This is a genomic window from Niveibacterium sp. 24ML (assembly GCF_026586805.1).
Lineage (GTDB): Bacteria > Pseudomonadota > Gammaproteobacteria > Burkholderiales > Rhodocyclaceae > Niveibacterium.
The window spans coordinates 91,084-117,899 of sequence record NZ_JAPFHA010000004.1; the positions used below are offsets into that span (position 1 = coordinate 91,084).

Annotated in this window: 28 protein-coding genes; 5 read left to right on the forward strand and 23 right to left on the reverse strand. The window is 65.1% G+C overall.

The features are described from left to right. Nucleotides 1–20: 20 nt before the first annotated feature. From OPU71_RS04820 to OPU71_RS04880, 13 genes are all read right to left on the reverse strand, one after another. On the reverse strand, nt 21–992 hold the full coding sequence (locus OPU71_RS04820; RefSeq protein WP_267725567.1) for a dipeptide ABC transporter ATP-binding protein: 972 nt from the start codon (nt 990–992) through the stop codon (nt 21–23). Further along, a complete protein-coding gene (locus tag OPU71_RS04825; RefSeq protein WP_267725569.1) occupies nt 989–1,999 on the reverse strand; it encodes an oligopeptide/dipeptide ABC transporter ATP-binding protein in 1,011 nt (336 codons plus the stop codon). Before OPU71_RS04825 ends, OPU71_RS04820 begins: the two co-directional genes overlap by 4 nt. Beyond that, nucleotides 1,986–2,465 carry a GNAT family N-acetyltransferase gene (locus tag OPU71_RS04830; RefSeq protein WP_267725572.1) on the reverse strand — a complete coding sequence of 160 codons (480 nt, stop codon included), beginning with the start codon at nt 2,463–2,465 and terminating at the stop codon, nt 1,986–1,988. The genes OPU71_RS04825 and OPU71_RS04830 overlap by 14 nt, the downstream gene beginning before the upstream one ends. Further along, nucleotides 2,462–3,343, reverse strand: a complete 882-nt coding sequence (locus OPU71_RS04835) for an ABC transporter permease subunit (protein ID WP_267725575.1) — start codon at nt 3,341–3,343, stop codon at nt 2,462–2,464. Before OPU71_RS04835 ends, OPU71_RS04830 begins: the two co-directional genes overlap by 4 nt. A 121-nt stretch (nt 3,344–3,464) precedes the next feature. Next, nucleotides 3,465–4,475 (reverse strand): ABC transporter permease subunit, encoded by a 1,011-nt coding sequence (locus OPU71_RS04840; protein WP_267725578.1) that lies wholly within the window; start codon nt 4,473–4,475, stop codon nt 3,465–3,467. A 9-nt stretch (nt 4,476–4,484) separates the two neighbouring features. After that, on the reverse strand, nt 4,485–4,835 hold the full coding sequence (locus OPU71_RS04845) for a hypothetical protein (RefSeq protein ID WP_267725580.1): 351 nt from the start codon (nt 4,833–4,835) through the stop codon (nt 4,485–4,487). Between the two features lie 53 nt (nt 4,836–4,888). Continuing rightward, the gene (locus tag OPU71_RS04850; RefSeq protein ID WP_267725583.1) at nt 4,889–6,487 is read right to left on the reverse strand and encodes an ABC transporter substrate-binding protein; all 1,599 of its coding nucleotides are present in this window, start codon (nt 6,485–6,487) and stop codon (nt 4,889–4,891) included. A gap of 340 nt (nt 6,488–6,827) precedes the next feature. Beyond that, nucleotides 6,828–7,346, reverse strand: coding sequence for a GNAT family N-acetyltransferase (locus OPU71_RS04855; protein WP_267725586.1), 519 nt, complete (start codon nt 7,344–7,346; stop codon nt 6,828–6,830). 6 nt (nt 7,347–7,352) lie between these two features. Then, entirely contained in the window at nt 7,353–8,951 is a 1,599-nt protein-coding gene (locus tag OPU71_RS04860) for an ABC transporter substrate-binding protein (protein ID WP_267725589.1), read from the reverse strand. Nucleotides 8,952–9,061: 110 nt separating this feature from the next. Continuing rightward, complete coding sequence (locus OPU71_RS04865; protein ID WP_267725591.1) at nt 9,062–9,628, reverse strand: YceI family protein; 567 nt, start codon at nt 9,626–9,628, stop codon at nt 9,062–9,064. Nucleotides 9,629–9,697: 69 nt separating this feature from the next. Beyond that, entirely contained in the window at nt 9,698–10,252 is a 555-nt protein-coding gene (locus tag OPU71_RS04870; protein ID WP_267725593.1) for a YceI family protein, read from the reverse strand. Nucleotides 10,253–10,266: 14 nt separating this feature from the next. Continuing rightward, on the reverse strand, nt 10,267–10,809 hold the full coding sequence (locus OPU71_RS04875; protein WP_267725596.1) for a cytochrome b: 543 nt from the start codon (nt 10,807–10,809) through the stop codon (nt 10,267–10,269). Between the two features lie 119 nt (nt 10,810–10,928). Next, nucleotides 10,929–11,192 carry an accessory factor UbiK family protein gene (locus OPU71_RS04880; protein ID WP_267725598.1) on the reverse strand — a complete coding sequence of 88 codons (264 nt, stop codon included), beginning with the start codon at nt 11,190–11,192 and terminating at the stop codon, nt 10,929–10,931. A 267-nt stretch (nt 11,193–11,459) separates the two neighbouring features. Between OPU71_RS04880 and OPU71_RS04885 the strand changes: the two genes are divergently transcribed. The 3 genes from OPU71_RS04885 to OPU71_RS04895 are packed head-to-tail and all read left to right on the forward strand — an operon-like array spanning nt 11,460 to nt 14,195. Further along, nucleotides 11,460–12,227 carry a TorF family putative porin gene (locus OPU71_RS04885; protein ID WP_267725601.1) on the forward strand — a complete coding sequence of 256 codons (768 nt, stop codon included), beginning with the start codon at nt 11,460–11,462 and terminating at the stop codon, nt 12,225–12,227. Between the two features lie 59 nt (nt 12,228–12,286). Then, complete coding sequence (glnK, locus tag OPU71_RS04890; RefSeq protein WP_267725603.1) at nt 12,287–12,625, forward strand: P-II family nitrogen regulator; 339 nt, start codon at nt 12,287–12,289, stop codon at nt 12,623–12,625. A gap of 22 nt (nt 12,626–12,647) precedes the next feature. Then, nucleotides 12,648–14,195, forward strand: a complete 1,548-nt coding sequence (locus OPU71_RS04895; RefSeq protein ID WP_324256033.1) for an ammonium transporter — start codon at nt 12,648–12,650, stop codon at nt 14,193–14,195. 89 nt (nt 14,196–14,284) lie between these two features. Here OPU71_RS04895 and OPU71_RS04900 read toward each other — a convergent pair whose 3' ends face one another. Next, entirely contained in the window at nt 14,285–15,505 is a 1,221-nt protein-coding gene (locus tag OPU71_RS04900) for a methionine gamma-lyase (RefSeq protein WP_267725605.1), read from the reverse strand. A 127-nt stretch (nt 15,506–15,632) separates the two neighbouring features. Here OPU71_RS04900 and OPU71_RS04905 point away from each other — a divergent pair, with 127 nt between their 5' ends. Next, a complete protein-coding gene (locus OPU71_RS04905; RefSeq protein ID WP_267725607.1) occupies nt 15,633–16,115 on the forward strand; it encodes an Lrp/AsnC family transcriptional regulator in 483 nt (160 codons plus the stop codon). Between the two features lie 74 nt (nt 16,116–16,189). Here the strand turns inward: OPU71_RS04905 and mtgA are convergent, their stop codons facing one another. From mtgA to OPU71_RS04950, 9 genes are all read right to left on the reverse strand, one after another. Next, nucleotides 16,190–16,888 carry a monofunctional biosynthetic peptidoglycan transglycosylase gene (gene mtgA / locus OPU71_RS04910; RefSeq protein WP_267725609.1) on the reverse strand — a complete coding sequence of 233 codons (699 nt, stop codon included), beginning with the start codon at nt 16,886–16,888 and terminating at the stop codon, nt 16,190–16,192. Then, nucleotides 16,885–17,718 carry a shikimate dehydrogenase gene (gene aroE, locus OPU71_RS04915; RefSeq protein ID WP_267725611.1) on the reverse strand — a complete coding sequence of 278 codons (834 nt, stop codon included), beginning with the start codon at nt 17,716–17,718 and terminating at the stop codon, nt 16,885–16,887. The genes mtgA and aroE overlap by 4 nt, the downstream gene beginning before the upstream one ends. A gap of 20 nt (nt 17,719–17,738) precedes the next feature. Then, nucleotides 17,739–18,953 carry an energy transducer TonB gene (locus OPU71_RS04920; RefSeq protein ID WP_267725613.1) on the reverse strand — a complete coding sequence of 405 codons (1,215 nt, stop codon included), beginning with the start codon at nt 18,951–18,953 and terminating at the stop codon, nt 17,739–17,741. 29 nt (nt 18,954–18,982) lie between these two features. Continuing rightward, nucleotides 18,983–20,890, reverse strand: a complete 1,908-nt coding sequence (locus OPU71_RS04925) for a ribonuclease catalytic domain-containing protein (RefSeq protein WP_267725617.1) — start codon at nt 20,888–20,890, stop codon at nt 18,983–18,985. A gap of 60 nt (nt 20,891–20,950) precedes the next feature. Continuing rightward, nucleotides 20,951–21,838, reverse strand: a complete 888-nt coding sequence (gene rarD / locus OPU71_RS04930; protein WP_267725619.1) for an EamA family transporter RarD — start codon at nt 21,836–21,838, stop codon at nt 20,951–20,953. Continuing rightward, nucleotides 21,835–22,404 (reverse strand): YqiA/YcfP family alpha/beta fold hydrolase, encoded by a 570-nt coding sequence (locus tag OPU71_RS04935; RefSeq protein WP_267725621.1) that lies wholly within the window; start codon nt 22,402–22,404, stop codon nt 21,835–21,837. The genes rarD and OPU71_RS04935 overlap by 4 nt, the downstream gene beginning before the upstream one ends. Nucleotides 22,405–22,458: 54 nt before the next feature. Beyond that, a complete protein-coding gene (locus tag OPU71_RS04940) occupies nt 22,459–23,289 on the reverse strand; it encodes an undecaprenyl-diphosphate phosphatase (protein WP_267725624.1) in 831 nt (276 codons plus the stop codon). Between the two features lie 139 nt (nt 23,290–23,428). Next, a complete protein-coding gene (locus tag OPU71_RS04945; RefSeq protein ID WP_267725627.1) occupies nt 23,429–23,599 on the reverse strand; it encodes a hypothetical protein in 171 nt (56 codons plus the stop codon). A 46-nt stretch (nt 23,600–23,645) separates the two neighbouring features. Then, nucleotides 23,646–25,052, reverse strand: a complete 1,407-nt coding sequence (locus OPU71_RS04950; RefSeq protein WP_267725629.1) for a bifunctional enoyl-CoA hydratase/phosphate acetyltransferase — start codon at nt 25,050–25,052, stop codon at nt 23,646–23,648. 185 nt (nt 25,053–25,237) lie between these two features. Here OPU71_RS04950 and glmU point away from each other — a divergent pair, with 185 nt between their 5' ends. Continuing rightward, nucleotides 25,238–26,602: a bifunctional UDP-N-acetylglucosamine diphosphorylase/glucosamine-1-phosphate N-acetyltransferase GlmU gene (glmU, locus tag OPU71_RS04955; protein ID WP_267725632.1), complete on the forward strand. Its 1,365-nt coding sequence runs from the start codon at nt 25,238–25,240 to the stop codon at nt 26,600–26,602. The last annotated feature ends 214 nt before the right edge of the window (nt 26,603–26,816 follow it).

A 26,816-nucleotide genomic window follows, 5' to 3' on the forward strand; every position in this document is an offset into this window, starting at 1 on the left:
CCGCCCGGCGCCGCCGCGTTTCAGGCGGCATCGCTTGCGAAGTGGCAGGCCACGCGGTGGCCGCCGACCTCGCGCAACAGGGGCACCTGCTCGTGGCACAGGCTTTGCGCCAACGGGCAGCGGCCGGCGTAGGCGCAGCCGGGCGGCGGTGCCAGCGGCGAGGGCGGCTCGCCAATCGCGATTGCGCGTGTCTGCCTTGCGGCGGGGTCGAGCCTGGGCGTGGCGGCAAGCAGGGCCTGGGTATAGGGGTGGCGCGGCTGTTCGAACACCGCGCGGGTGGGGCCATGCTCCACCACTCGCCCCAGGTACATCACCATCACGACGTCGGCGATATGTTCGACCACCGCGAGGTTGTGCGAGATGAACACGTAGGCCACGCCGGTGTCGCGCTGCAAGTCCATCAAGAGATTGAGCACCTGCGCCTGAATCGAGACATCCAGCGCTGAGACCGGCTCGTCGGCCACCACCAGTCGCGGCCCGGTCATCAGGGCTCGCGCGATGGCGATGCGCTGACGCTGCCCACCCGAGAACATGTGCGGGTAGCGGTCGTAATGCTCGGGCCGCAGGCCGACGCGCGCCATCATCTCGCGCGCCTTGTTCGCGCGTTCGGTGGCATCGAGCCGGGTGTGAATCTTCAGCGGCTCTTCAAGCATGCTGCCGATGCGCTTGCGCGGGTTGAGGCTGGCGTAGGGGTTCTGGAACACCATCTGCACCTTGGGCCGCAACTGTGCCAACTGCGTTTTCGATGCGTCGGCCAGCGCAATGCCTTCGAGCGTGAGGCTGCCCGAGGTGGGCGATTCGAGCATCGTGATCTGGCGCGCCAGCGTGCTCTTGCCGCAGCCCGACTCCCCCACCACGGCGAGGGTCCGGCCCGCCATTACGCCGAAGCTCACGCCATCGAGCGCGCGCACCACCGCCTTGGCGCGCAGCGGCCCACGCGACACGCTGTAATGGCGGGTCAGATCGCGTGCCTCGAACAGGGTTTCACTCATTGCGTGGCCTCGACCGTGACGCCCGGGTGACCCGGCGATGCGCCGGTGCCATCGAGCGGGTAGTGGCAGCGCACGGCGCCATTGCCACGCGCTTGCATGGCGGGCCGCGCCTGGGCGCATAGCGGTTCCGCGAAGCGGCAGCGGGGCGCCAGCAGGCAGCCGTGCGGGCGATCGTACTGGCCGGGCACAACGCCGCCGAGGCTTTGCAGGCGCGCCTGGCCGCGATTGTGTTCGGGCAGCGCGTCGAGCAGGGCGCGGGTGTAGGGGTGCTGCGGCGCGCTGAAGATCTGCGGCACGGCGCCGGTTTCCATGGCCTGGCCGGCGTACATCACCACCACCCGGTGCGCGACCTCCGAGACGACGGCGAGATCGTGCGTGATCAGCAGCAGCGCCATGCCGCGTTCGCGCTGCAGGCGCAGCAAGAGTTGCAGGACCTGCGCCTGCACCGTCACATCGAGGGCGGTGGTCGGTTCGTCGGCGATCAGCAGGCGCGGGTTGCATGCGATGGCCATGGCGATCATCACGCGCTGGCTCATGCCGCCCGAGATCTGATGCGGATAGCTGTCGAGTCGCCCGGCGGCATCGGGAATCTCGACTTGCTTGAGCAGTTCGAGGGCGCGTGCGCGCAGCGCGCGGCGTGAGCCGCCCTCGTGCACGGCCAGGGTTTCGATGATCTGGTCGCCGATCGAAAAGCAGGGGTTGAGGCTGGTGGCCGGGTCCTGGAAGACCATGGCGATATCGCGCCCCAACAACTGGCGCCGCGCGGCGGGGCGCATGCTGAGCAGATCGCGGCCATCGAAGGAAAGGCGCTGCGCCGATACGCGGCCGGGCGGGTCGACCAGGCCCATCAGCGCTAGCGATGCCACGCTCTTGCCCGAGCCAGACTCGCCGACCAGGCCCAGGACTTCGCCGGCATCCAGATCGAGATCCAGGCCATCGACCGCATGCAGCGGATGCGCCGGGGCGCCGAACTCAACGCGCAGTTGGCGGACTTCAAGCAGCGCCATGGTCGGCCTCGTTCCCGGCGGGGGCGAGCAGGCTGCGCGCGAACACGAGCTGGGCCTTGGTTTCGGCAAAACCGCGCGCTTCATAGAAGGCGTGTGCGCGCGGCCGCTTGATGTTTGAGCGCACCCGCAGCTCGGCTACCCCCTGGGTACGCGCCCAGCCGGCAATCGCTTCGAGCAGTTTGGTGCCGACCCCCTGCCCGCGCGCCGATTCGCCGACAACCAGCCCGCCAATTTCAACGAAGGCATCGCTCTCGACGAAGTGGCACACGAAGGCATGCGCCCAGCCGAGGATGAATTCACCGCGTGTGGCCACGAAGGCGGCGTGGTCTTCGCGCTCCAGCACGATGTTCAGGCGCGCGACCATGCGTGCGGTTTCGCTTGGGTAGCCCAGCTCGCCCGAAAGGGCGGCCACCGCGGCTGCGTCGTGCATGGCCATGCGGCGCAGGCGGATACGTTCGTCGCTCATCGCTTGAGTTTCGGGTCGAGCGCGTCGCGCAACCCATCTCCCATCAGGTTGAAGGCCAGCACCGCAATGAAGATGGCGATGCCGGGGAAGGTAACCACCCACCATGCCGACTGGATGAACTCCATTGCCCCGGCCAGCATCGCGCCCCACTCCGGGTAGGGCGGCTGCGCACCCAGGCCAAGGAAGCCGAGCGCCGCGGCGTCGAGGATGGCGGTGGAAAACCCAAGCGTGGCCTGCACGATCAGCGGCGCCAGGCAGTTGGGCAGCACGGTGATGAACATCAGTCGCGCCGTGCCTGCGCCGGCGATGCGCGAGGCCAGCACGTACTCCTTGTCGCGTTCGCTGACCACCGCCGCGTGGGTCAGGCGCACATAGTGCGGCAGCAGCACCAGCGCAATCGCGTACATCGCGTTGGCCAGCCCCGGCCCGAGCACGGCCACCACCGCCACGGCCAGCAGCAGTGAGGGCAGCGCGAGCAGGATGTCCATCAGCCGCATGATTGCGGTGCCCACCCAGCCGCGGGAGAAGCCCGCGACGAGCCCGAGCAGGATGCCGAACCCCAGCGAGAGCGCGACCGAAACCAGCCCGATGCCCAGCGAGAGCCGGGTGCCGTGGATCAGGCGCGAGAGCAGATCGCGGCCGACCGGGTCGGTGCCCAGCAGGAATTCGGCGCGCCCGCCCGCTACCCAGGCCGGCGGCGTGAGGATGGCATCGCGGTACTGCTCGATCGGCGAGTGCGGCGCGAGCCAGTCGGCGAACAGGGCGCAGCACACCAGCCCGAGCACGACAAGGAGGCCGCCCACGGCGCCGGGGTTGCGCGCGAAATCGCGCCAGAGTTCGGCGACAGGGTGCGGCGGAGCGACAGCTTGATGGGTCATTTTCGGTTCGTGTTACCGCAGAGACGCGAAGGCGCGGTGGGCCGCAGAGGCGGGCAGCCGTTGCCTTGCTCGGTCGTTCTCTGCGGCCCTCCGTGTCTCGGCGTTTCTGCGGTGAATTGGGTCATCGCGGATGCCGGATGCGCGGGTTGATGACGCCGTAGAGCAGGTCCACGATCAGGTTCACCACAATCACCAGGGTGGCCGTGAGCAGGATGCCGCCTTGCACGACCGGGTAGTCGCGGCGATGGATGGCTTCGATCAGCCACTTGCCGATGCCCGGCCAGGCGAAGATGGTTTCGGTGAGCACCGCGCCGCCCATCAGCACCCCCACCTGCAGGCCCAGCACCGTCACCACCGGGATCAGCGCATTGCGTAGCGCATGCTTGACCACCACCCGCAAGGGCGAGAGCCCCTTCGCGCGGGCCGCGCGGATGTAGTCGTCGCGCAGCACTTCGAGCATGGCGCTGCGGGTCATGCGCGCCAGTGTGGCCAGCGGGATGGTGCCGAGTGCGATGGCTGGCAGGATCAGGTGTGCAGCGGCCGAGCGGAACGCCCCTTCTTCGCCCGAGAGCCAGGTGTCGATCAGCATCAGCCCGGTGACGCGCGGCGGGTCGTACAGGATGTCCAGCCGGCCGGACACCGGTGTCCAGCCCAGGTGCACCGAGAAAAACAGGATCAGCAGCAGCGCCCACCAGAAGATCGGCATCGAATAGCCTGCCAGCGACACCCCCATGACGCCGTAGTCCACCGGGCTGTTGCGCTTGACGGCTGCGAGCATGCCGGCCGGGATGCCGAGCGCCATTGCGAACAGTATCGCGCACAACGCGAGCTCGAAGGTGGCGGGGAAGCGGTCGATGAATTCGCGCAGCACCGGTTCATGGCTGACGATGGATACCCCCAGATCGCCCTTGAGTGCGCGCGCAAGGAATTCGAAGTACTGCACCGGCAGTGGCCGGTCGAGCCCGAATTCGTGCAGCAACTGCTGGTAGCGCGCCGGGTCCATGCCGCGCTCGCCCGACATGGCTTCAACCGGATCGCCCGGGATCATGCGGATCAGCGCGAACACCAGCAGCGTGATCCCGATGAAGGTCGGGATCACGACGGCAAGGCGCTTGAGCAGGAAGGCGAGCATCGGCGCGCCTTAGAGCGTGATCACCTTTTCGGCTGCGCCTTGTGCTTCGATGACGTCGAGCATGTTGCCGATCTCGCCCACGGCCACGCTGTCACCGAGCTTGAAGAACTCGACGCAGGTGCGGCAGCCGAGCAGTTGCACGCCGGCGTCGGCCAGGGCGCGAAGCTCCGTCAGGCAGGGTGAGTTTCCGGCCAGCAGCTGCACGCCTTGCGTGTAGAACAGGATGATCTTGGGCAGGTTGCCGCTTTCGAGCAGGGCGCGGAAGTAGGTGGTGACGACCTTGCGGCGAAGGGTGATGTCGCCGTGGCCCATGCCGTCGTTGCCAACGACGATGGCGGTGTTTGCGTAGGGGTTGCTCATTGCGGTTTCCTTTGAGTGGTGCGGCTGCAGCGACGGGTGTCGCTGCACGGGCCTTACTTGACGAGTTCTGTCTTGGAGAAATAGTGGTTGGTCGGCACTGCGGCCATCTTGAAGTTCCTGACTTCCTTGCGGACGGGCTCGAAACGCACGGAATGCGCGATCGTGACCCAAGGGGCTTCGTCCTTGACGATCAGCTGGGCCTGTTCGTAGAGCTTTGCGCGTTCCTTGCGATCGGCGGTGCGGGTGGCGCGGGCGATCAGATCGTCGAATTCCTTGTTGCACCACTTCGCGTTGTTGCCGCCGCCCTTGACGGCATCGCAGGAGAGCAGGGGGGTGAAGAAGTTGTCCGGGTCGCCGTTGTCGCCCGACCAGCCGATCATCATGGCCTGGTGTTCGCCGGCCTTGCTGCGCTTGCGGTACTCGCCCCACTCGAAAGTCAGCAGCTTGACCTTGACGCCGATCTTGGCGAGGTCGGCCTGGATCAGCTCGCCCATGCGACGGCCATCGGGGTTGTAGGGGCGTTGCACCGGCAGGTACCAGAGATCCATCTCGAAGCCGTCCTTGAATCCTGCTTTCGCAAGCAAGTCACGTGCCTTTTCGGGGGCGTAGTCGTAGTCCTTCACCTTGTCGTTGTAGCCCCACATGATGGGCGGGATCGGGTTCTTCGCGACCTGGCCGGCGCCCTGGTAGATGGCGTCAAGAATCGCCTGCTTGTTGATGGCCATGTTCAGGGCCTGGCGTACCTGCTTGTTGTCGAAGGGTTTCTTTTCGGTGTTGAACGCGATGTAGCCGACGTTCAGGCCCTCTTTCTGCAGCAGATTGATCTTCGGGTCCGTCTTCATGGCGGCCAGATCGGCCGGCTTGGGGTAGGCCATCAGGTGGCACTCGCCGGCCTTGAGTTTGGCGTAGCGCACCGATGCATCCGGGGTGATCGCGAAGATCAGGTTGTCCACCTTGGGGCGCCCGTCCCAGTAGCCCTCGTGGGCCTTGTAACGGATCACCGCGTCCTTCTGGTAGCTCATCAGCGCGAAGGGGCCGGTGCCGACCGGTTCGCGGTCGATTGCTTCCGGCGTGCCGGCTGCCTTCATTTTCTCAGCGTGTTCGGCTGACAGGATGGACATGAAGTCCATGCCGAGGTTGGCGAGGAAGGGCGCTTCCGGTGCGTTGAGCGTGAAGCGCACAGTGGATTCGTCGATCTTCTCAAGCCGCTTGACGATGCGCGCCATGCCCATGTCGGCGAAGTAGGCATAGGTTTGCGCCGGCGAGTTCTTGTGGAAGGGGTGGTTCGGGTCGGCCATCCGGTGCCAGGTGTAGATCACGTCGTCGGCATTGAAGTCGCGCGTGGGCTTGAACTTGGGGGTGCTCTGGAATTTCACGCCGCGGCGCAGCTTGAAGGTGTAGGTGAGGCCGTCGGGTGAGATCTCCCAGCTCTGCGCGAGGCCCGGGACGATGTTGGTGGTGCCGACTTCGAATTCCACCAGACGGTTGAAGATTTGCGCGCTGGAAGCGTCGTGCGTGGTGCCGGTGGTGAAGAACTGCGGGTTGAAACCCTCGGGGCTGCCTTCCGAGCAGTACACCAGGGTCTTTGTGGCGAGGGCGGGCAAGGCGAGGGTGGCCGCGATTGCGGCCAGGGTGAGGCGCAAGGTCTTCATCGTTCTCTCCTGACGGGGGTGCCGGTGCTGGGGGCGATGGGGTCGTCCGGGGGGTGCTCGGCCGATCGAGCCCGATCATAGCCGCGCGGGACGTTTCGCTTCAATGCTTCGCGCGGCCTTCGCCCGGCGCCCATGACAGCACGGCAGCGGTTTGGCGCGCCGTGTTCGGGTCGAAGCGGGCCGCACGGCTCACGTTTTGCGCGCGCATCCATGCTTGCCCGCTGTTCCCCGGCGGTCTCGCCGCAAGGCTTGGTGTCGCGGAAGTCGGCGACGCGGGGTTCGGGCGAGTTCGGCACCCGAACACCGAGCTGCACGCGGTGCTGCGAGCGGCAACGCTGTCTCAAACGAGCGAGCGCGCCCAGATGTCGACCCGGGCGTTATCGAGCGGAGCATACAATTCGCTGCGCTCAAACGAGAGGCCGAGCTTGCGAACAACGTTCGCCGAGGCCGTGTTTTCGGGCAGGATCACTGAGATGATCCGGCGCAGTTCAAGCGTGTCGCGCGCAAACGCAATACCTGCCTGGCCCGCTTCGGTTGCCAGCCCCTTGCCCCACCAGGCTGGCAGGAAGCGATAGCCAAGCTCGACCTCGTTGAATTCCGGCAGGTACTTGAGCCCCGAGAAGCCGATCACTTCGCCGCTCGCCTTCCACTCGCAGGCGAAGCGGCCGAAGCCGTGTTCGGCATAGTCCCGCAAGGGGGCGGCGTGCAGCACTTCGAGCGCGTGCGCACGGGAGGCATACGGCTCACGCTGCGCGTAGCGGATCGCGTCCGGGTCGGTGCCAAGCAGGTAGAACACGTCGAGGTCGGCTTCGGTCCAGGCACGCAAACGCAGGCGTTCGGTTTCGATGATGGCTTTCATGTGACCTCAGCGATTGAGCTCGACGTTCCGCAGGTCGAGCTGGTAGGTGGGCTCAAGAACAAAGCCCTGAACTTCCTTGCGGGTGACGCCGAAGCGGTGGCCGTGGGCGATCAGTACTTGCGGGACTTCCTCGCGCAGGATTTCCTGTGCCTTGGCGTACAGGGTGGTGCGCTCGGCGCGATCCGGCGTGCGGCGGGCGCGTTGCAGCAGGTCTTCAAAGGCGGGGTTGCACCAGCGCGCGAGGTTGCCGCCGCTCTTGGCCGCATCGCAGGAGAGCAGGGGTTCGAAGTAGTTGTCCGGCTCGCCGTTGCCCGATAGCCAGCCGAACATCACGGCCTGGTGTTCGCCGGCGCGCTGCCGTTTGAGGTACTCGCCCCACTCGAAGGTGGCGAGCTTCACCCGTACCCCGATCTTTGCCAGATCAGCCTGGATCATCTCGCCCATTCGTTTGCCGTCCGGGTTGTGTGGGCGCAGCACCGGCAGATACCAAAGTTCCATGTCGAAACCATTGGGGTAGCCCGCGCTGGCGAGCAGGGCCTTGGCCTTGGCAGGCTCGTAGGCGATCGCGGGCAGTTTGGCGTTCGCGGCCCAGTAAGCCGGCGGCAGCAGGTTCTTCGCGAGGGTGGCCCGGCCCTGATAGACCGCGCCGAGGATCGCGTTGCGGTCGATCGCCAGATCGAGCGCCTGGCGCACGCGCTTGTCGTCGAAGGGTTTCTTGGTGGTATTCAGGCCGATGTAGCCGGTGTTGAGCCCGGGCTGCTGTACCAGGCTCAGCCCGGGTGTTTTTTCTATCAGCGCAACATCCGCCGGCTTCACCGATACCGAAATGTGGCATTCGCCGGTTTTGAGCTTGGCCAGTTGAACGGTGGCGTCCGGCACGATGCTGATGATCAGCGCGTCCGCCTTGGGCTTGCCGCGCCAGTGCTGCGCGAAGGCCTTGAAGCGGATCACCGTGTCCTTCTGGTAGCTGACGAACTGAAAAGGGCCGGTGCCGATCGGCTCGCGGTCGAGCTTCTCGGGCGTGCCTGCGGCCGCCAGTTTGTTCGCGTACTCGGCCGACTGGATACCGAGCATGTCGAAACTCATGCGGGTGAGGAAGGGCGATTCCGGTCTCTTGAGCTGAAAGCGGATCGTGTAGTCGTCCAGCTTTTCGAGCTTTTCAACGTTCTCGTCCATGCGCAGGTTGCTGAACTGCACATAAGCCAGATTGCCGGCGAGCTTGTGGTAGGGATGTGACTTGCTGGCCTGCCGTTGCCAGGTGAACAGCACGTCGTCGGCATTGAAATCGCGACTTGGCTGGAAGCTGCTGCTGGTATGGAACTTCACGCCGCGGCGCAGCTTGAAGCTGTAGGTCCGCCCGTCGGGCGAGATCTCCCAGGACTCGGCCAGCGCGGGCTGGAGTTCGGCGGTGCCCGACTTGAAGTCCAGCAGCGTATCGGCGATCTGCGAGCCGGCGTCCGACGTGTTCTGGCCGTTGGCGAACAGCCGCGTGAGCGATTCGGGGCTGCCTTCGGCGCAATACACCAGGGTCTTGGCAGCCTGCACCGGCGCACATGCCAACAGGCTGGCGGCAATCAGGCAAAGCGGGGTGATGAAGGCTCTCATGCGGGGGCATCTCCGGGTGGAGCCGCATCATCGCAGAGGCAGCGCGGTGTGGTCGACCCGCGAAACAGAACAGCCACCCGAAGGTGGCTGTTTGCTCGCAAGGCGCCAGCTCACTCTGCCTTGACGGCTTCGACCGGAATCTTGATCGTCACTTCGTCGGCCACAGCGGGCACGTACTTGCTCATGCCGAATTCCGAACGCTTGATCGTGGTGCTGATGTCGGCAGCGCAGACCGGCTTTTTCATCATCGGATGCGGTTTGCAGACGAAGTTGGCGATCGTCAGCTTGATCGGCTTCGTCACACCGAGCAGCGTGAAGTCGCCTTCTGCAGCGACCGGCTTGTCGCCATCGAAGCTGATCTTGTTCGACTTGAAGCTCATGGTCGGGAATTTCTCGACGTTGAAGAAGTCTTCGGACTTCATGTGCTTGTCCCAGTCTTCGAGACCCATGTCGATTGAAGCGGTCTCGATAGTGGCTTCAACGCTGCCCGTTTTCTTGGCCGTGTCGAGCACCACTTTGCCGCTGGTCTTGTTGAAGCGGCCGCGCTGGGTGGAAAAGCCCAGGTGGTTGATCTCGAACACCGGGAAGGTGTGGCGCACGTCGAAGGTGTAGGTGTCTGCAGCCACAACGGTGCCCGACAGCGCGGCGACGGCGGCGGCAAGGAACAGTTTCTTCATGAGGTTTTCTCCGTTTCAGTCTCTGCTTGGGGTGGCGCGACGAACTGCGCCGGATTGTGTTCGGGCGGCTTACTTGGCGGCCGCCACGATGTGAAATTTGATCTGGATTTCGTCTGCGACGGTCGAGGTATCGGCCCAGGGCCCTTCGCCGATGCCGTAGGGCAGCCGCTTGAGGACGAAGGCACCATCGAAGACCCCGTTCTTGCCGTCTGCCTTGTAGGTGAACGGGGCGCTGATGTTGAGCGTCTTGCCCTTGATCGTGAGCGGGCCACTCACCTCGAAGCGGTTACCGCCAAGCGCCTTCACGCTGCTCGACTTGAACGATGCAGTGGGAAACTGCTTCACGTTGAACCACTGCTTGCCGACCACCTCGTCGTTGGCTTCCTGACTGCCGGCGTCGATGCTGGCCACGTCGAGATCGAAGCCTGCAACGGCAGCCTGGGGCTTGGCCGGGTCGAACGACAGCGTCACCTTGAACTTGCTGAATTTGCCATCGACCGGTACGCCCATCTGCTTGGACGTGAAGCTCAGGCTGCTTTTGGCGTGATCGACCGTGCCGTACTCGACTGCGGTTGCAGGCATGGCAAGGGCTGCGGCGACGAAGGCCGTCATCAAGCGTTTCATGGAAACTCCGCGTCTTATTTCAGGAAGGGCAGCATGCGGGCAAGAATGCCGTCGCGTGCGAGGAAGTGATGCTTGATTGCCGCCGCGGCGTGTGCGATCACGATCAGCGCCATCCCCCAGGCAAGCAACTCGTGGACTTCGCCGAGCAGATCGCCGAGTTCCTTGTTCTTGCTGACCAGATCGGGCAGGGGCACAAGGCCGAACCACACGACCGGAAAGCCCTTGGCTGAACTCATCATCCAGCCGACCAGTGGCACGGCGATCATCAGGACGTAGAGCAGATGGTGGGCGGCGTGCGCTGCGATTTGTTCAATGCGCTTCATCGACGCTGGCAAGGCCGGCGGGCGATGGGTTGCGCGCCACAGCAAGCGGATCAGCGCGAGCACCAGGATCGCGATGCCTGCCCACTTGTGCCAGCTATACAGCTGCAGCTTCTCCGGCGATAGCCGGAGGTCCACCATGTACAAGCCCACCGGAAAGGCGATGAAGATCATCAGGGCGAGCACCCAGTGCAGGGCGATCGCGGTGCGTGTGTAATGCGCGGGGGTTTCGTTCATCGTCTGGGTTCCGGGCCTGCAATGCCGTTAAGGATGGATGCGAATCAGCTTGATTGCATGCTAGAGCCCCAGACCCCCTCATTCCAGCGAAAGTTTCTCGTGAATCAGGTGAACAGCGTTCACTGATCCTTGCCGGCACCCTTGTTTTGCGCCAGCGCGGTTTCCAGCTCAGTGATGCGGGCTTCGAGGCGCGCCAACTGTTCGCGCGCGCGCGCCAGCACTTCGCGCTGCACGTCGAATTCTTCGCGCGTCACCAGATCCATCTTTCCCAGCATCGACGAAAACGCCGCCTTGGCATTGCGTTCAATATCTTTGGCGGGGCTGCTTTCGAGCAGCTCGGCCATCTTCTTCTGGATTTCGTCGACGAACTTGGGCGGCTCCATGGCTTGACTCCATAAGGGTTTGAGAGGGAGCAGCCCAGTTTAGCACGCACGTTTTCATGCACCGGAAACGTGCGATTCTGCCCCGCTGCGCCAGATGCACATGTTTGGTGCGTTCGTGTGCGGCAGCGGAAACAAAACAGTGCGGCGCGGTATTTTTCCGCACCGGGTTTCAGTCCAAAGCCATTGTTTCAAGCGTGTGTCGACTTGGTGGCACGGTTTCTGCATTGGGGTGCTCGTCCGAATTCACATCCCAAGACGGAGAATGAAATGCGCAATACCCTGATCGCCACCGCACTGTTTGCTGGTCTCGCCGCTTCCGGCTCCGCCATTGCTGAAGAGGCCAAGGCGCCTTACACGCTGACCGGCAACGTTGCCCTCGCCTCCGAGTACATCTATCGCGGCATCTCGCAAACCAACCATAAGCCTGCCGTCCAGGGTGGTTTTGACTTCGCACACGAGAGCGGCGTCTACCTCGGCACCTGGGGTTCGAACATCAGCTGGCTGTCTGACGCAGGCGCCGGCAGCGTGAGCGCCCCGGTTGAACTCGATTTCTACGGCGGCTACAAGGGCACGGTGGGTGACTTCGGCTACGACATCGGCGGCCTCTACTACTACTACCCGGGCACCTACCCGGACGGCTACACCAGCCCGAACACCTTCGAAGGCTACGTTGGCGCGAGCTATTCGTTCCTCTCGTTCAAGGCGTCCTACGCTTTTACGAACCTGTTCGGCACCAAGACCCCGGAAGGCGAAAAGACCAACGGTAGCTACTACCTTGACCTGACCGCAACCTATCCGGTTGCACCGGGCTACAACCTGATCGGCCACGTCGGCTACCAGGCCGTCAAGGACTTCGATGATGCCTCTTACACCGACTACAAGATCGGTGGCACGGCAGATGCAGTGGGCCTGACCTTCGGCCTGTTCTACAGCGGCACCAACGCCAAGGGCGACGTCGGCGAGTTCTATCACAACCCGTTCGACAAGGATCTGGGCGAAGGCCGCGTCCTCTTCACGATCAGCAAGGCACTCTGAAATCGGTTTAGCAGGCAGCGCCCTTAGTCGGGGCGCTGCATCCCACCCAAGGAGCCAACATGAAATTCGTCACCGCCATCATCAAGCCCTTCAAGCTTGACGAGGTGCGCGAGGCCCTCAGCGCCATTGGCGTGCAAGGCATCACCGTCACCGAAGTCAAGGGCTTTGGCCGTCAGAAGGGTCATACCGAGTTGTACCGTGGAGCAGAGTACGTCGTCGACTTCCTGCCCAAGGTGAAGATCGAAATCGCCATTGCCGACGAATTGCTTGACCAGGTGATCGAGGCCGTCGAGAAGGCTGCCAGCACCGGCAAGATTGGTGACGGGAAGATCTTTGTGTTCGATCTCGAGCAGGCGATCCGCATCCGCACCGGTGAAACCGGTGGCGAAGCGCTCTAAAGCAGAAAAGGGAGAGTCAAAAATGAAGAAGATGCTTGCGATGCTGCTGACGGCGCTGGCCGTTGGCGTCGCTGCACCGGCCTGGTCTGCAGACCAGACCAACGAAGCAACCGGCCCGGTTGCAACCGAAACGGCCAAGCCGGCCGCTGATGCGCCCGCCGCCGAAGCCAAGCCGGCCGATGCCGCGCCGGCAGCAGCCGACGCCCCCGCTGCCGCGGCACCGGCGGCAGCGGAAGCCGCACCCGCCGCAGCACCGCTGCCTGCACCGAACAAGGGCGATACCTCCTGGATGCTCATCTCCACCGTGCTGGTCACGCTGATGGTGATCCCTGGTCTCGCGCTGTTCTACGGTGGCCTGGTCCGCTCGAAGAACATGCTTTCGGTGCTGATGCAGGTGTTCGTCGTCTTCGCGCTGTGCGTGGTGCTGTGGGCCGTGTATGGCTACAGCCTCGCCTTCACCGAAGGCAATGCGTTCATTGGTGGCTTCGACAAGCTCTTCCTCAAGGGCATCACAGCTGACTCAGTGGCCGCCACCTTCAGCAAGGGTGTGTATATCCCCGAGATCGTCTATGTGATGTTCCAGGCTACCTTCGCCGCCATCACCCCGGCGCTGATCGTCGGTGCGTTCGCAGAGCGCATGAAGTTCTCGGCCGTGCTGTTGTTCGTCATCCTCTGGTTCACCTTTGCCTACCTGCCGATGGCGCACATGGTGTGGTACTGGGCGGGTCCGGATGCCTACACCGACGCTGCTGCAGGCGAAAAGGCCGCTGCAACCGCTGGTTGGCTGTTCCAGAAGGGTGCGCTGGACTTCGCTGGTGGCACCGTGGTGCACATCAACGCCGGTATCGCTGGCCTGGTCGGTGCCTTCATGGTTGGCAAGCGGATCGGTTACGGCCGCGAAGCCATGGCACCGCACAGCCTGACGATGACGATGATCGGCGCGTCGCTGCTGTGGGTGGGCTGGTTCGGCTTCAACGCTGGCTCCAACCTTGAAGCCAACGGTATCGCTGGCATGGCATTCGCCAACACGATGGTCGCAACCGCTGCAGCAACGCTGGCTTGGCTGGTCGCCGAATGGCTGATCAAGGGCAAGCCCTCGATGCTCGGTGCTGCTTCCGGCGCGGTGGCGGGTCTGGTTGCGATCACCCCGGCATGTGGCTTCGTCGGCATCATGGGCGCCATCTTCATCGGCCTCGCTGCCGGCCTGGTCTGCCTCTGGGGTGTCAATGGTCTCAAGAAGATGCTCGGTGCAGACGACGCGCTCGACGTGTTCGGCGTGCATGGTATCGGCGGCATCCTCGGTGCGATCCTGACCGGTGTGTTTGCTGACCCGGCACTCGGCGGCGCGGGTGTCTATGACTACGTTGCGAACAAGGTTGGCGAGTTCTCGATGACCGCCCAGGTGACCAGCCAGGTCTGGGGCGTCGTGGTCGCAATCCTCTGGTCGGGTGTCGTGTCCGTCATCGCCTACAAACTGGTCGATCTCTTCATCGGCCTGCGTGTGGCTGAAGACGAAGAGCGCGAAGGTCTGGACATCGCCTCGCACGGCGAGTCGGCTTACCACTACTGATCCACAGCGGCGCCCCCGCGCCGCGAATGGACAGCAAGAAAACGGGCACCCCTTGGGGTGCCCGTTTTCATTTCAGCGTCAGGCCAGCTTCAGGCGGCCGCTTGCGCTGAAGCTTCGCTGGCAGTGGTGAGGGCCTGCTCGAAATCCGCCAGCAGGTCTTCGGGGTCCTCAAGGCCGGCGGAGACGCGCACCAGCCCTTCCGGGATGCCGTGGGCGGCGCGCTCTTCCGGCGTGTAGGTGGAATGGGTCATGCTGGCCGGGTGCTGTGCCAGGGTTTCCGGGTCGCCGAGGCTGACTGCGCGGGTGACGAGCTTGAGCGCGTTCATGAAGCGTCGGCCGGTCTCGATGCCGCCCTTGAGCTCAAACGCGATCATGCCGCCGGCGCGCCTCATCTGACGCAGCGCGAGCACCCGCTGCGGGTGCGTCGGGTGGTCGGGGTAGTGCAGGCGTTCGACCAGTGGATGGTGGGCGAGCAGGGCCGCGATGGCCTTGGCGTTGTCGCAGTGGCGTTCCATCCGCAGCGCAAGGGTCTTGAGCCCCCGCAGCACGAGGTTCGCGTCCAGCGGCGAGAGCACGGCACCGGTCATGTCCTTGAGCCCGACGAGGCGGATGCGTTCGGCGGTGGGCGCATCGCAGACGACCAGCCCGGCGGTGACATCCCCGTGTCCGCTGAGGTACTTGGTTGCCGAGTGCAGCACGATATCCGCTCCCAACTCCAGCGGGCGTTGCAGGTAGGGCGTGCAGTAGGTGTTGTCGACCACGGTGATTGCGCCCTTCGCGCGCGCCAGCATGGAAACCTGGCGGATATCCACCAAGCGCATGTTCGGGTTGGCGGGCGTCTCGAAATAGACCACCTTGGTCTGCGGGGTCAGCGCGCCTTGCACCGCCACCGGGCTGGTCATGTCGCAATGGCGCACGACGACGCCGAACCTGGCGAGGCCGTGATGCAGGAAGGAGAAGGTGCAACCGTAGAGCGTGGTGTCGACGAGGATCTCGTCGCCGGGTGAGAGCAGCGTCCATAAGGTGGCCGTGATGGCCCCCATGCCGGAGGCGAAGGCGACGCCGGCCTCTCCGCCTTCAAGGGCGGCGATGCGCGTTTCGAGCAGCGCGAGCGTCGGATTCGCGATGCGTGTGTAGAGGTAGCCCTGCGCCTCGCCGGCAAAGCAGGCGGCGCCGTGTTCGACGCTCGGAAACGCGAAGGTGCTGGTGTGGTAAATCGGCGGCACCAGCGCGCCTTGGTGACTCATCGGATCGTAGCCGTGGTGGATCGCGCGGGTTGCAAATCCGGTCTGTTGCGGGGGCTTGGCCATGGCGACGCCTTACTTTCGATCTATCTTTGGATACGCGAATCCTAGTCACAAGCCGCCGGCGTTTCTTTGCAATTCATGCGCGTATTTGGCTAGAGTGCGCATGGATTGACCTTATGCGGGCACGGGGATGAATAGATCAGACGATGCCGGGCTTGATGCGACCGATCGGCGCATCCTGGCCGAATTGCAGGACGATGCACGCCTGACCACCGCCGAACTGGGCGAGCGGGTGAACCTGAGTCAGTCGCCGTGCTGGCGGCGTGTGCGGCGGCTTGAGGACGAGGCCTACATCCAGACCTACCGGGCGGTGCTGGATGCACGCAAGCTCGGCTACGGCGTTACCGCCTTTGTCAGCATCATGCTCGAAAGCCATGCCCAGGCGCTCAGCCGCGACTTCGAAGCGCGCATCGCGCAGATCCCGGAAGTGATCGCCTGCCACAATGTCTCAGGCCGCTACGACTTCCTGCTCGAGGTCGTGGCGCGCGATCTGGAGAGCTTTGGCGTGTTTGCCCGTGACGTGCTGCGCGCCTTGCCCGGCGTGAAGGAGATCTACTCCAGCTTCTCGCTCAAGGAAATCAAATCGACCCGCAGCTTGCCGATCTTCGGCTGAGCCCCGGGCAAAGGCGCCGCGTGACCTTGGCTGCGTGCAGCCCTGCCGTGCCGTCAGGGGGCTGGCCGCCCCGGTCAGGGCACTTCAGACCAGCGCATGCGGCTTTCCACGCGTGCGGCGTGGCTGGCGAGGCGCGGGCCGAAGCTCTTTTCGTATTTGCGCGGGTTGGGCAGCATCACCGCAAGGCGCGCCGACTGGCTTGCGCCCAGTTGCGCGGCAGAAACCTTGTAGTAGCGGCGCGCGGCGGCCTCGGCGCCAAAGATGCCGTTGCCCCATTCGACCACGTTCAGATACACCTCCAGAATCCGCCGCTTGCTCCAGAGCGTTTCGATCATCACGGTGATCACCGCTTCTTCCGCCTTGCGCACGTAGCTGCGGGTCGGGCTCAGGAAAAGGTTCTTCGCCAGTTGCTGGCTGATGGTCGATCCACCGCGGATCGGCTTGCCGCGCTTGGCCAGCTTTTCGTTCTTTTCCAGCGCTTTCTGAATTGCGTCCCAGTCAAAGCCGTCGTGGTCAACGAAACCGTCGTCCTCGGCGGCGATCACGGCGCGCTTGAGGTTCGTCGAGATCTGCTCGTACGGCACCCACTGGTGTTTGAGCTGTGCTGCGGGGTCTTTCTCGCGCAGTTCGCTCAGTCGCAGCGCCATGAAGCTCGTTTCGCCGGGGTTGAAGCGGGTCCACCAGAGCACATGGCCGAACAGCCACAACTGGTAGGCAATCAAGAGCAAAAGCAGCGTGAGCAGGCCACGCTTGAACCACTTCCAGGCGTTCATGAGGCTTGCTGCAAGGCCGCACGCAACTCGGCGCGCACGGTGCGGGTGTCGGGGCGCACCCCGCGCCAGATGAAGAAGGATTCCGCCGCCTGCTCGACCAGCATGCCCAGCCCGTCGGCCAGGTGTTCGGCGCCCAGTTCGCGGGCCGCGAGCATGAAGCGGGTTTCCTCGCGTCCGTACATCATGTCGTAGGCCCACGCGCCGGGCGCATACACCCCGGCCGGAAGCGGCGGCGCGTCGTCTGACAGTGAAGACGATGTTGCGTTGATCACCAGGTCGAAAGTGCTGCCGCTCAGGGCCTCGAAGCCGCACGCAAAGAGCGCGCAGGCGCGCCCTTCGGGCTGGAACTCGGTGGCCAGCGCCGCGGCTTTCTCGGGCGTGCGGTTGGCTATGGTGAGTGCCGAAGGCGCTTCGGCCAGCAGCGGCAGCAAAGCGCCGCGGGCCGCACCGCCAGCGCCCAGCAACAGCACGCGGCGGCCTTCGAGCGGGCAGCCGAGCTGCTGCAGGTCGCGCACCAGGCCAACGCCGTCGGTGTTGTCGGCGGTGATGCCGTGCGCATCAAAAATCAGGGTGTTTGCTGCTCCGGCGGCAGCGGCCCGCGCCGATCGCCGATCGGCCAGCGCGAAGGCTTCCAGCTTGAACGGCACGGTCACGTTGGCGCCCCTCCCGCCGGCGGCGCGGAAGGCGGCCACTGCGCCCGCGAAGCCTTCGCGTGGCGCCAGCAGCGCTTCGTAGCTGAGCGGCTGGCCGGTCAGTGCCGCGAAGCGTGCGTGGATGAAGGGCGATTTGCTGTGGGCAATCGGGTTGCCAAAAACGGCGTAACGGTCCATGGCGCGCTCCGGGGGCGGGTTTACTTGCTGTCGCGCGCTTCGAGCGCGTCGCCTTCTTTCGAGAAGTTCCAGGTGCGGGCAATCACCAGCACATCGACGTCTTTCTTCAGATTGGGCGGGAAGGGTGCAAACGGCGATGAAAGCTGCAGGATGCGCATTGCGGCATCGTCCAGCGTGCGATTGCCGGACGAGCGTTTGACCTCGGCGCTCGCAATCGTGCCGTCAGACCGGATCTCCACGGCCACCATCAAGTTCCCGTAGATCTTGCCCTTGCGATCCTGCGGGAAGTTGAGCGTGCCAACACGCTCGATCTTCTGGCGCCAGTCTTCAACATACTGGGCAAAACGATATTCGGTGGTTCGCGCACCGACAAAAGCCTTGCGCGGACGCTGCGCATACTCCTGCAGTTGTTTGTCGATCGCGGCCTCTTGCTTGGCAATCGCGCGCGCGCTTTCCACCAGGTCAAGCCCGCTGGAGCGAGGCGCGTTAGGGCTTTCTTTCGGCTTTGCCTGGGCGACCTGCGTCTGCGACAGCCCCTTGTTGCGGGCCAGCAACTCGCGCTGGCGCTCTTCCAGTTGTTCGACCCGGCGTTGCGCTTCAAGCAGGGTGTCGCCTTCCTTGCTCTGGTCCTGCGGCGGCACCGGGGTGGTCGGCATGGCCTTCTGCTTGCTGTTGCCGCCGCCATCCAGGTTGGCTTGCGCCAGCGCCTGCGGGTCTTTCGGTGCGCGCGCGTGCTTGGCGTTCACCAGCACGATGTCTAGCCCCTTGTCGCGCTGCCGCTGGAGCTTTGCGTCAGGCATGCTGAACTGCAGCGCAAGCAGGGCCGCATGCAGCACGATCGACACGGCGACCGCGCCCCAGAAGATGTTCTCGCTACCGATGCGGCGGGTGGCGGGTGGCAGCTTCAAGCGGCGGCGCTTGGCCGGGGCGCCTGTCTTGGCACTGGCTTGCGGCCTTGCGTCCGCGGGACTGGCTGCGGGCTTGCCTGCCGGCGCCGTGGCCGCTTTGGTCGCGTTGGCGGCGGGCTTTGCTGGCGGTTTCGTGGGGGGCTTCGCGGCCGCCTTGTCAGCGCTGGCGGGCTTGGCCTCGGCCCTGGCGGGCGGCGCGGGTTTGCCTGACGCAGCTTTGGCGGCCGGGCGAGCCCCGGTGCCCGCGGCCTTCTCAGGGCCTTTGGCGGCGGTGGCGCCGGGCTGCGGTGTGGCGGCCGGCTTGCGAGGGACTTGTGCGTTTGACATCGGAGCGCGAGTTTAGCGTGATGTGAGGCTCAAACGGCGTCTTCCTCGTCGCCGGGCAGGACATTGGCATCCGGCGCAAGGGTCTCCAGGTACCGCACTGCCAGATCGGGCGCGAGGTCGTCATAGCGCTCGATCGCCAACCTCACATGGCTGCCGGCCGGCAGATCCGGCAGCGAATGCACCTTGATCACCAGCGGGATTGCATCGAGCCGCACCAGGTTCTCGCGCCAGACATGGCCTTCGGGCTGGAAGTCGGGCCCTTGCTGACGCAGCCAGCGCAGGCACCAGTAACGTTCCATCTGGCGTTGATAGTCGGCGTAGGCGGCATAGGCCAGCTCGAAGTCGTTCATCGCCGCCGCCAACTCGGCCGATCCTTTGGCGAAGGGGGCGGTTTCACCACACAGGTGCGCGATCAACTGGCGCTGGTTGACCAGGTCGACATAGCGGCGCAGCGGCGAGCTGGACCACGCGTAGCAATCGACCCCCAGGCCGTCGTGCGGCGCGGCGGCCGTGGTCATGCGGACTCGGCCGCCGGTTTGCGCACGGTAGATGGCCGGGATGCCGGCATCCGCGAGCACGCGGCCCCAGGTGCTGTTGGCCGCGATCATCAACTCGGCAACCAGCTTGTCGAGCGGCGAACCGCGCTTGCGGCGCTGGATGTCGACCAGGCCGGGGCCGTCGGCGGTTTCAACCGACCAGTCGACGTAGAAGTTGAAGTCGAACGCGTTCTGGTTGGCCGAGGGTTTGCCGCGGCCGGCTTCGAGCACGGTGGCCAGTTCCCACAGCAGCTTGAGTTCGTCGCGCCAGGGGAAGTCGGGCAATTCGCCCGCCAGGGTGTCTTCGTTGAAGACCGGTTCAATGTCGTGGTGGCGCAGGTTCGCGGCCACCGGCACGATCTCGACGCGGCTTGAATGGCCGGCGATCGAAAGATCGGCATTGACGTCCAGGTACAGCGAAACCGCCGGGCAGTCGCGACCCTCGCTCAGCGTGTACCGGCTCACCGCGTCGTCCGGCATCATCGTGATCTTGTCGCCGGGCATGTACACCGTGGACAAACGCTTGCGCGCCACCGCGTCGAGCGGTGATCCCTGCGGCATGCCGATGCCCGGCGCGGCGATATGGATGCCGACGCGCCAGCCGCCGCCGTCGCGCGGCGTCACCGAAAACGCATCGTCGATCTCGGTGGTGGTGGCGTCGTCGATCGAGAAAGCCCGCACATCGGCGCGCTCGAGCGCGCGCACCGGTTCCGGGACTTCGTGCGGCGGGAAGTCGATGCCCTCCGGGAAGTGTTCCGAGAGGAAGCGCGCGCGGTGATAGGCGTGTGCGTTCGCGAAGGCGCCGCAGGCCAGCAGCAATTGCGGCAGGCTGCGCCCGCTGCGCTCGCAGGCGAGTTCGACCCCCTTGGTTTCGAGCTTGTTGCGATCGGGCTTGACCAGCAACTGCGTGACGATGGCCGCCACCTCGGCCGGCAGGCGGCCGGCTTCGAGTTCGCTCGCGTAGCGTTCGATGGTTTCCTGCTGCAGGCGCTTCTTCTCAAGCCCGGCCAGCGCGGCTTGCAGGATTTCGGGCGGCGCCTTGCGGAAGCGCCCCTTGCCCTTGCGGTGAAAGTGCACCGGCGAGGCCTGCAGCTTGAGCAGCAGCGCCACCGACTCGACCGCGCTCGGCACATGGCCGAAGTACTCTGCCGCCAGATCGGAGAACAGGAATTCGCCCTCGCCGCAGACTTCGTAGAGGAAGTCGGTCTCCAGCCCTTCGGCTTCGCGTTCGGCCGCGGCCATCAACTCGCTCGCGGCGGGCGTATGGAACTGCATCAGCACGTTGGCTGTTTTGAGCTTCACCCGCTTGCCGTGCGGCGTTTCCACCTGGAGCGAGGTATCGGTTTGGGTGAGGATCGTCGCGGGCTTGAAGGCCCCATCCTCTTCGAACAGCACGTGCATGGCAGCCCAGCTTGAAGCAAACCGAAAATTATACCGGAGGGGGTGCTGCGGCTGGTGAGATCAGCCGGCCGCGGGGCGTGCCGCACGCAGCGCGTCGGCCGAGTAGAGCGCCAGCGCCGCCCAGATCAGCGCGAAGGCGGCCAGGTCTGCGCTGCGGAAGGCTTCGCCGAAGAGCAGCACGGCGATCAGGAAGTTCAAGGTGGGCGAGAGGTACTGCACCAGCCCCACGGTTGATAGCGGCAGGCGGCGCGCCGCTTCGGCGAACAGCGCGAGCGGGATCGTCGTCATCACGCCCGCCACCGGCAGCAGCGCGGTGACCACTGGCCGATCGCCCAGGTGCAGGCCGCCGCTGATGGCGAGCCAGCCCAGATAACCCAGCGCGAAGGGGGCGACCAACAGGGTCTCGACGAAGAGCCCGTTCTGCGCGTCGATCGGTGCGCGTTTGCGCAGCAGGCCGTAGGTGCCGAAGGTGCCGGCCAGGAAAAGGGCGATCCACGGCAGGCTGCCGGTCTGCCAGACCTTCAGCGCGACGCCGGCAGCTGCAACGCCCACAGCCAGGCGTTGCAGCGGGCGCAGGCGTTCGCCCAGAAACAGACGCCCGAAGAGCACGTTGACCAGCGGGTTGATGAAATAGCCCAGGCTCGCTTCAACCAGGCGCCCAGCGCCCACCGACCAGACGAAAACCAGCCAGTTTGCGCTGGTGAGGCAGGCGGTCAGCGCCAGCAGGCCCAGCAGACGAGGCTGGCCGAGTACGGTCCGCAGCACGCCGAATCCCTGCCGCAGGCCGATCCAGGCGGCGAGCAGCAGCACTGACCAGAGCACCCGATGCGCGACGATCTCGGTCGCCGGGATCGAACCCACTGCATGGAAGTAGAGTGGGGAGAGGCCCCAGATGCCAAATGCGCCCAGCGCGCAGGCCAGCCCGCGCTGCGACGCGGTGAGGCTCACTTGATGCCCGCGAACTCGATGATCGCGTCGATGTAGTCAGGCCAGCGGGTGAAGCTGTGATCGCCGCCGGGCAGCACGGTCTGCTTTGCACCGGCAAATCGCGCCACCGCGATGCGGGTGTCGAGGACTTCGTCTTCTTCCTCGGCTAGCAGCCAGAACCGCTGCGGCCGCGCGATCGCTGGCAGGCGCAGCGCCTCGATCTGCGCCACATGATCCCAGGTGAAGTCGAATTCCTCGCCGGTGTATAGGTTGGCGTGCCGCCCGACGAAGGGCCTGGCATCAAAGCCCTCCGGAAACACCGCCGGGTTGATCAGCACGGCATTCAGGTCGTGCTTTTCGGCCAGCCAGGTGGCGTAGAAGCCGCCCAGCGAACTGCCGACCAGGGTAGGGCGCCGCGGCGCAGCGGCAATCGCCGCTTCGGCCTGGGCGATGGCGGTGGCCGGCGCGTGCGAGAGCGCGTCACACCAGAACTGATCGCCGGCGCCCCGCTGGGTGAGGCGCGCGTGCAGATCCTGCGCCTTCGAGGAGGCGGGCGATGAACGGAAACCGTGCAGATAAATAATCACGGCCCGGAGCTTATCGCATCCGGGCCGTGCATGTGGTTTGCGGCAGGGTGGCGCTTACCAGTTGGGGGTGCTCCAGTCCACCCAGCCGAAGTGCCACGAGGCCAGTACCAGCAGGCCGAAGGCAATGCGGTAGTACGCGAAGGGGGTGAAGGCGTGACGCGATACGAAGGCGATCAGCGCCTTGACGGTGAACCAGGCTGCGATGAACGCCGCCACGAAGCCGACAAGGATGAGCCCAAGGTCGTCCGCCGAGAGCAGTGCGCGGTTCTTGTACAGATCGTAGACCGTGGCGGCTGCCATGGTCGGGATCGCGAGGAAGAAGGAGAACTGCGTTGCCGTGCTGCGCGAGAGGCCGCAGAACATGCCGCCGATGATCGTGGCGCCCGAGCGCGAGGTGCCGGGAATCATCGCCAGGGCCTGACAGAAACCCACCTTCAGCGCGTCGCGCCAGGTCAGTTCGTCGATGTCCTGCACCGTGGCGACATGCTGGCGGCGCTCTGCCCAAAGAATGACGAAGCCGCCGATGATCAGCGCGCTGGCGACGGTGATCGGGTTGAAGAGCAGCGTCTTGATGGTCTTGTGGAGCAGTACGCCCAGCACCATGGCGGGCAGGAAGCCGGCGATCAGGTTCAGCGTGAGGCGGTTTGCCGCCGGGTCACGACCGAGGCCGCGGATCACGCTGGTGATGCGCTCACGGTAGATGCCGCAAATGGCCAGGATCGCCCCGAACTGGATTGCGATCTTGAACACGCTCGCGCGTTCATCGTTGAATCCGATCAGATCGCCGGCCACGATCAGGTGCCCGGTGGAGGAGATCGGCAGGAATTCGGTCAGGCCTTCTATGACGCCGAGCAGCAGCGCCTTAAAGAGCAGCAGGATGTCCATGGGGTGTGGGGGATGATGACAGTGGCACGATTATACGGTTGCACTGCAGCATCACTGTTTCGGTCGTGTGCAGCCGCGTGCAGCGCAGCACGCTGATGCCCAGATGCGCCGGGCGGCCGCTCACTGTGGGGTCCAGCGCTTACCGCCTGTCTTGTTCAATGCGCCAGGCGACATATCCCGCCGCCAGTGCCACGCCGATCAGCGCGCCGCCGACCAGCCACTGCTCATCGAGCAGGCGGGTGGTGCCAAAGAAGACGGCGGCAAAGCCGGTGATGCGTGCAATCAGGGCAAGGGCCTGGGGTTGTTTCATGGGTAGGCGGGCCGTTGGTATCGGGCCCGCAATCCTAGCGCCCGGATCAGTACGCCGCTGGCTTGCGATGCGACAGGAGCTGCGCAATCGCGCAGGAAACCGAGCGGCTCTCGGCCGAGTCTGCGCGGCTGGTGAGCACAATCGGCACCTTGGCGCCGAGCACCACGCCGGCCAGCAGCGCGCCGGCGAGGTAGTGCAGCTGCTTGGCGAGCATGTTGCCGGCCTCCATGTCGGGCACCAGCAGGATGTCGGCGCGCCCGGCCACTTCCGATTCGATGCCCTTGGCGCGGGCGGCGATGATCGAAATGGCATTGTCGAACGCGAGCGGGCCGTCAAGCAGGGCGCCGGTGATCTGGCCGCGGTCGCCCATCTTGCACAGCGCAGCCGCCTCGAAGGTGGAGCGGATCTTGGTGGTGACCATCTCTACCGCCGAGAGAATCGCCACCCGTGGCAGCTTGATGCCCATCGCGTGCGCCAGCTCGATCGCGTTTTGCAGGATGTCCACCTTTTCTTCAAGGATCGGCTCGATGTTGATCGCGGCATCGGTGATCAGGAGCGGGCGCGGGTAGGTCGGCACATCGGCCACGAACACATGGCTGACCCGGCGCCCGGTGCGCAGGCCGGCGTCGCGCGCGATCACCGCGCCCATGAAGGTGTCGGTGTGCAGGCTGCCTTTCATGAGCGCGCCGACGCGGCCATCGCGCGCCAGCGCCGAGGCGGCCTTGGCGGCGTCGGCCTCGAACTCGGCGTCGACGATTTCAACCCCGCTCAGATCCGCTCCGAACTTTTCGGCGAGTGCGTGAATGCGCTGCCGCGGCCCGACCAGCACCGGCACCACCAGCCCTTCGTCGCGGGCCTGCAGCGGGCCCAGCAGCGAGTCTTCCGAGCATGGCCACGCGACGGCGATACGCACTGGCGCGAGGCCATCGGTGAGGGCGAGCAGTTTGCCGTAGCGGTGCTGCTGATCGTTGACGGTGATCTCGGGCAAGCTCGGTACGGGCTTTCTGACTTTCTCGGCGGGGGCGATGACTTCGGCTTCGCCTTCGAAAATCTGCAGGCCGTCCTGATTCGCGCCCTCGCAGCGCATCGTGATGCAACGACTGGCCGCGTGCTTGTCGATGCAGGTGATGGTCACCGTCAGGGTGTCGCCAAGGCTCAGCGGTGCCAGGAAGCGCAGGTTCTGGCTGCGGTAGACCGTGCCCGGGCCAGGGAAGCGGCTGCCGAGCAAGGATGACACCAGCGTGCCGCCCCACATGCTGTGCGCCACCACGCCTGAGAAGCCGACATCACGCGCGTAATCGCTGTCGAGGTGGGTTGGATTCAGGTCGCCCGAGGCCACCGCAAAGAGCTGGATGTCTTGCAGCCGCAGCGTGCGGGTCAGGCGCGCCGACTGACCGGGCTCGATCTCGTCGAAAGTCAGGTTCTCAAGCTGTTCGGGCTCAAAAGCGGGCATGGCAACCTCGGCGATGGTGCAGTGCAAAAACCTCATCTTAGGGCTTTCGCGGACTGCACATCGCCCCGCATTGGCGGGTCTTGATCCAGATGAAGATCCGTCGTCGTGGCATCCGGGTGCCTCGCCTGGGGCGCCGAAGCGGCGATGCTAAAATCGCCGGATTCCCCGAATCTGAAAGGCTTTCCATGCACGTCGTCGTTCTGGCTGCCGGCCAAGGCAAACGCATGCGTTCAGCGCTGCCCAAAGTATTGCAACCGATCGCGGGGCGGCCCTTGCTTGCGCATGTGCTGGGTACGGCCCGCGCCTTGGGGGCCGACAAGCTGTGCGTCGTCTACGGCCACGGTGGCGAGCAGGTGCGCGCCGCGCTGGATGCGCCGGATCTGGCCTGGGCCTTGCAGGCAGAACAATTGGGGACCGGGCATGCGGTGGCGCAGGCGCTGCCGCACTTACCCGAGGCTGGCCCGGTGCTGATCCTCTACGGCGATGTGCCGCTGACGCGCCGTGAAACCCTGGCGGCGCTGGTCGATGCTGCGGGCACCGTTGGCTTCGCCTTGCTCACTGTGGATATGGACGACCCAAGCGGCTACGGCCGCATCGTGCGCGATGCCGCGCATCGGGTGATCCGGATCGTCGAACACAAGGATGCGTCCGAAGCCGAGCGGGCGATTCGAGAAGTGAACACCGGCATCATCTGCTGCCAGGCGCAGCATCTGCGGGGCTGGCTGGGCAAGATCCGCAACGATAATGCGCAAGGCGAGTACTACCTGCCAGACATCATCGCGATGGCGGTGGCGGACGGCATCGAAGTGAAAACCTCGCAGCCGGCGGCATTGTGGGAAACGCTGGGCGTTAACGACAAGGCGCAACTGGCTGAACTCGAGCGCATGCATCAGCGCAACCAGGCGCTGGCCCTGCTGACGGCGGGGGTGACCCTGATCGACCCGGCGCGAATCGATATCCGCGGCACGGTTGAGGCGGGGCGCGATGTGGAAATCGATGTCAATTGCGTGTTCGAGGGCGCGGTGGTGCTGGGCGATGGCGCGAAGATCGGCGCCAATTGTGTCATCCGCAATGCCACGATTGCGGCGGGTGCGCTGGTCCACCCCTTCAGTCATATCGAAGGCGCCGAGGTCGGGCCCAAGAGCCTGATCGGGCCCTTTGCGCGCCTCCGGCCCGGCACCCGCTTGGCCGAGGATGTGCATATCGGCAATTTCACCGAGGTGAAGAACAGCAGCATCGCCGCGCATTCCAAGGCAAATCACCTGGCCTACATTGGCGATGCGGACATTGGCAGCAAGGTCAATGTGGGCGCGGGCACCATCACATGCAACTACGATGGCGCCAACAAGTTCCGCACCATCATCGAAGACGAGGTGTTCATCGGGTCTGACACGCAGCTGGTTGCGCCGGTGCGGGTTGGCAAGGGCGCCACCCTGGGCGCGGGAACGACACTCACCAAGGATGCCCCGGCGGGCGAGCTCACGCTCTCGCGTGCCAAGCAGATGACGGTACCCGGCTGGAAGCGCCCGCTCAAGGGCGGCAAACAGTAAGGTGGCGGGCTGCCGCGCGCTGACGTTGTTCCGCGCGCTCCTTGCGCTGCCGCTGCTTGCGGCGGCGCCGGCAAGCTGCAGTGAAGGCTACCTGGTGCTGCTTGCACTGTTTGGTGAGGTTGCAGCGCGCGCGGCCGGCGGGCGATCGCTTCGTTCCGGCCGAACGTTTCGCCCATGATCTGCTGGTTAGTCGCGCCCGCTTGCCCGCGGGGGT

What these genes read in the sequence shown, in the direction of transcription:
- OPU71_RS04820 (WP_267725567.1), bottom strand. Translation starts at nt 992, where the DNA reads ATGAGTGAAACCCTGTTCGAGGCACGCGATCTGACCCGCCATTACAGC.
- OPU71_RS04825 (WP_267725569.1), bottom strand. Translation starts at nt 1,999, where the DNA reads ATGGCGCTGCTTGAAGTCCGCCAACTGCGCGTTGAGTTCGGCGCCCCG.
- OPU71_RS04830 (WP_267725572.1), bottom strand. Translation starts at nt 2,465, where the DNA reads ATGAGCGACGAACGTATCCGCCTGCGCCGCATGGCCATGCACGACGCA.
- OPU71_RS04835 (WP_267725575.1), bottom strand. Translation starts at nt 3,343, where the DNA reads ATGACCCATCAAGCTGTCGCTCCGCCGCACCCTGTCGCCGAACTCTGG.
- OPU71_RS04840 (WP_267725578.1), bottom strand. Translation starts at nt 4,475, where the DNA reads ATGCTCGCCTTCCTGCTCAAGCGCCTTGCCGTCGTGATCCCGACCTTC.
- OPU71_RS04845 (WP_267725580.1), bottom strand. Translation starts at nt 4,835, where the DNA reads ATGAGCAACCCCTACGCAAACACCGCCATCGTCGTTGGCAACGACGGC.
- OPU71_RS04850 (WP_267725583.1), bottom strand. Translation starts at nt 6,487, where the DNA reads ATGAAGACCTTGCGCCTCACCCTGGCCGCAATCGCGGCCACCCTCGCC.
- OPU71_RS04855 (WP_267725586.1), bottom strand. Translation starts at nt 7,346, where the DNA reads ATGAAAGCCATCATCGAAACCGAACGCCTGCGTTTGCGTGCCTGGACC.
- OPU71_RS04860 (WP_267725589.1), bottom strand. Translation starts at nt 8,951, where the DNA reads ATGAGAGCCTTCATCACCCCGCTTTGCCTGATTGCCGCCAGCCTGTTG.
- OPU71_RS04865 (WP_267725591.1), bottom strand. Translation starts at nt 9,628, where the DNA reads ATGAAGAAACTGTTCCTTGCCGCCGCCGTCGCCGCGCTGTCGGGCACC.
- OPU71_RS04870 (WP_267725593.1), bottom strand. Translation starts at nt 10,252, where the DNA reads ATGAAACGCTTGATGACGGCCTTCGTCGCCGCAGCCCTTGCCATGCCT.
- OPU71_RS04875 (WP_267725596.1), bottom strand. Translation starts at nt 10,809, where the DNA reads ATGAACGAAACCCCCGCGCATTACACACGCACCGCGATCGCCCTGCAC.
- OPU71_RS04880 (WP_267725598.1), bottom strand. Translation starts at nt 11,192, where the DNA reads ATGGAGCCGCCCAAGTTCGTCGACGAAATCCAGAAGAAGATGGCCGAG.
- OPU71_RS04885 (WP_267725601.1), top strand. Translation starts at nt 11,460, where the DNA reads ATGCGCAATACCCTGATCGCCACCGCACTGTTTGCTGGTCTCGCCGCT.
- glnK (WP_267725603.1), top strand. Translation starts at nt 12,287, where the DNA reads ATGAAATTCGTCACCGCCATCATCAAGCCCTTCAAGCTTGACGAGGTG.
- OPU71_RS04895 (WP_324256033.1), top strand. Translation starts at nt 12,648, where the DNA reads ATGAAGAAGATGCTTGCGATGCTGCTGACGGCGCTGGCCGTTGGCGTC.
- OPU71_RS04900 (WP_267725605.1), bottom strand. Translation starts at nt 15,505, where the DNA reads ATGGCCAAGCCCCCGCAACAGACCGGATTTGCAACCCGCGCGATCCAC.
- OPU71_RS04905 (WP_267725607.1), top strand. Translation starts at nt 15,633, where the DNA reads ATGAATAGATCAGACGATGCCGGGCTTGATGCGACCGATCGGCGCATC.
- mtgA (WP_267725609.1), bottom strand. Translation starts at nt 16,888, where the DNA reads ATGAACGCCTGGAAGTGGTTCAAGCGTGGCCTGCTCACGCTGCTTTTG.
- aroE (WP_267725611.1), bottom strand. Translation starts at nt 17,718, where the DNA reads ATGGACCGTTACGCCGTTTTTGGCAACCCGATTGCCCACAGCAAATCG.
- OPU71_RS04920 (WP_267725613.1), bottom strand. Translation starts at nt 18,953, where the DNA reads ATGTCAAACGCACAAGTCCCTCGCAAGCCGGCCGCCACACCGCAGCCC.
- OPU71_RS04925 (WP_267725617.1), bottom strand. Translation starts at nt 20,890, where the DNA reads ATGCACGTGCTGTTCGAAGAGGATGGGGCCTTCAAGCCCGCGACGATC.
- OPU71_RS04940 (WP_267725624.1), bottom strand. Translation starts at nt 23,289, where the DNA reads ATGGACATCCTGCTGCTCTTTAAGGCGCTGCTGCTCGGCGTCATAGAA.
- OPU71_RS04945 (WP_267725627.1), bottom strand. Translation starts at nt 23,599, where the DNA reads ATGAAACAACCCCAGGCCCTTGCCCTGATTGCACGCATCACCGGCTTT.
- OPU71_RS04950 (WP_267725629.1), bottom strand. Translation starts at nt 25,052, where the DNA reads ATGCCCGCTTTTGAGCCCGAACAGCTTGAGAACCTGACTTTCGACGAG.
- glmU (WP_267725632.1), top strand. Translation starts at nt 25,238, where the DNA reads ATGCACGTCGTCGTTCTGGCTGCCGGCCAAGGCAAACGCATGCGTTCA.